Consider the following 1,262-nt stretch of genomic DNA (forward strand, 5'->3'; position numbering starts at 1 on the left):
CGGTGAGGTCATCACCATCGGTATCTTCAGCCTGCACCGGCAGGTTGATATGGATATCGTCTCCTGTGAAGGTCACATAACCGGTGGTACTGGTGCCATTGTTGTCCAGCGGTACGTGCTGGACCACGCTGACCGTTACCTTGACATCCTGTCCCTGCTCGATGGCAGACAAGGAGACCGTCAGCGCGGTTTCACCACTAGGCAGCTTACCGATCAGGTTACCATCACTATCGACGGTAAACGTCAGGACTTCATCTCCTGAGGTCAGCTCGGCCTGCAGCTCGGCAATCAGGTCAGCTTGCTGCGCTGGGTCAATTTTCACCGAGCCCAGTACCAGTTTGTCCTCGCCCGCTTTGATGACGAACGAGCCCGATTGCGAGGCAGGGTAACTGGTATCTGTATCACCGGCTTTCGCGCCGTCACCCAAGGTGTCCAAATCCCCTTCGGTCAAAGTTACACTGCCCGTGTCACCGCCGGCCGCATCGCTGCCGTCGGTGATATTGATTACCATGATGCCGTTGGCCGGGTCACCGTCCTTGTCCGTCGCGGTCACATTGAGGCTGATAGATTCCGTCAGGCTATCAGCTTGGTCAACCGGGCCGGTCATGGTCACGGTGTACGAACCGTCCGTGGCCACCACAACCGTCATCACCGGGTTGTTGGCGCTATCGAGTACCGTCAAGGTGTTGCCCGATACCGTGAAAGTGGTTGCCTCGCCATTGCTGGTCAGGCCGGTTAGCCCCGGTTGGGCCGCCTGGAACACTACCGTGTTTATTTCATCCGAGCCCACATCGAGCGGGATTTGACCCGATACGGGGGAAGCCTTATCCGTGGTCTCATCAACAGTGGTGCCGGTATCGATGCCGAACGACTGCACATCACCGTCTTTGATGATGATACCCACCACCGAGGCCGTGCTCAGATCATCGCCATCGGTATCTTTGGCCTGCACCGGTACATTGATTTGCAACTGGTCATCTTTCGATGAGATGAAACCTGCCGTATCCCCGGTGTTGTTGTGGTCAAGCGGAATAGATTGGGTAACATCGACCGTAACCGTCAGGCCCTGGCCGTTCTGTACCGCCGACAACTCAACGGTGAGCGCCGGTTCGCCATTGAGGGTACCGACAATGTCGCCGTCACTGTTGAGGGCAAAGTCCAGTGCCTGCCCGCCAGAGGTCAGCTCCGCTTTCAACTCCGTGATTAAGGCGGTTACCTGCGCTGGGTCAACCGCAATGCTCGCAGGTACCAGGCGGTCTTCG

At 57.4% G+C, this 1,262-nt stretch carries 1 pseudogene; it reads right to left on the reverse strand.

The annotated features are described in order from the left end of the window. Positions 1-1,262 (reverse strand): annotated as a pseudogene (locus tag BIZ37_RS30200) (hypothetical protein); the annotation flags it as partial.

The organism is Photobacterium sp. BZF1 (assembly GCF_014349205.1).
Classification (GTDB): Bacteria; Pseudomonadota; Gammaproteobacteria; order Enterobacterales; family Vibrionaceae; genus Photobacterium.